Genomic DNA, 1,506 nt, shown 5'->3' on the forward strand with positions numbered 1-1,506 from the left:
TTTAAGGTGATCGTGGCCGGTCGAGGCAGTGGAGTTCGATGCGTCGGCTGACGTTGACCACGCTGGGTTCGCCGGGCCGGCGGGCGGGGAAGTCACCGGCCTTCTTGGTTCTGCGCGGGCTGGCGCGGTCGGGGCGGTCGCGAACGAACGTCGCGGGTCGCAGGATCTTGAGGAGGAAGGTGGCCAGCGCCAGGTCAAGCTGGTGAGGGGGGAAAACCGGCCGTGACGGTGTCGGTCGCGGCGGCCAGGGCGTGCGGGAAGCTGATCCTGCCTGGTGGGATCCCGGTGGCGTCCACGGCGGCGCCGACGAGGGTGTGGATCGCCTGGTAGACGGCGAACAGCGCCCACATCTCCTGGGCGACGCCTTCGGGGTCCTTGCTGCGCAGGACGGGCTGGCCTTCGCCCATGTCGGTCTTGTGGTGACCGATCACGGTCTCGCAGCCCCACCGGTCCGGGTAGGCGCAGGCCAGGTCCAACGCTGGGTACTCCTCGACGTCGAGGAGGTCTGTGACCAGGCAGAACAGCTCCGAACAGGATTCGCCGCCGCCGGTGGTGGTGGTGTGCACGGTGTATTCGACTACCCGGACCGTGACCGCCGCGCCGTCGGCCCCGCGGGCGGGGTTCAACCGGGCCAGGTAGGTGCCATCAGCCAGCACCTTTGTCGGGGTGAGGGCAAACGACGCCGAGGCCCGCCACAGGATGTGCGCGCCGGTCGCCAGCACGTCGCGGGCCAGCCGGTGAGACAGGAAGTTACGGTCGGCCAGCACCAGCATCCCCGGACCGAACGCGCCCAGCAGGTCCGCGGCCAGCCTCTGCTCCCCGACCGTGTACGGGCCGAACGTGGCGCCGACCAGGGCGCCGGTCCCGGACTCGGCCGCCACCAGCCACCGGACCTGCGGGAACGCCCCCGCCCGGCCGGCGTTGGACGGCCGGGCGAACACCGCCTCGTTGGCTGGCGTGTCAGGCAGGTCGGTGGTGGTCCCGTCCATCGAGACGACCCGCAGCCCGCAGAGGAACACCCCGGCGGCACCCTCGGTGCCGACCGGGCCGGCGACCTCGTCGAACAGCATGTGCAACGGGTCCGCTCCGACCCGGGCGCGCGCCCGGACCAGCGAGGAGACGTTCGGTGGCCTCCACGTACGGCCGGAGCCGGCGTCCACCGTACCGGCCGGGTCCAACGGCAGCCCCGCCAGCAGGTCAGCGGCGCGGCGACGGTGGTAAAAGGCATCCACCAGCTTGGAGACCACCTGCCCGTAACCGCAGTTACGGCCCCGGAACAACCACAGCGCCAACACGAAATACACCACCAGCCGGGACGGCAGCAGCCGGCGGCGCACCTCCACCGTGTCCGTCGCCTCGAGGACCCGGTCCACCAGATCCGGCGGGAACGCCTTCGTCAACGCCCCCACCGACACCCGGTCCGGCAGCCAGCCTTCCGGCGACAATCCCTCAGCCCCGTCATGAGCCACATCACCAACCTACCAGCCGGCGATCACTTAAAGCATG

1 protein-coding gene is annotated in these 1,506 nt (G+C 70.8%); it reads right to left on the bottom strand.

All coding sequences use genetic code 11. The features are described 5' to 3' along the window. Window positions 1-194: 194 nt before the first annotated feature. Window positions 195-1,469 (bottom strand): IS4 family transposase, encoded by a 1,275-nt coding sequence (locus tag E0504_RS47740; RefSeq protein WP_207974724.1) that lies wholly within the window; start codon window positions 1,467-1,469, stop codon window positions 195-197. Window positions 1,470-1,506: the final 37 nt, after the last annotated feature.

It is taken from the genome of Parafrankia sp. BMG5.11 (assembly GCF_004337455.1).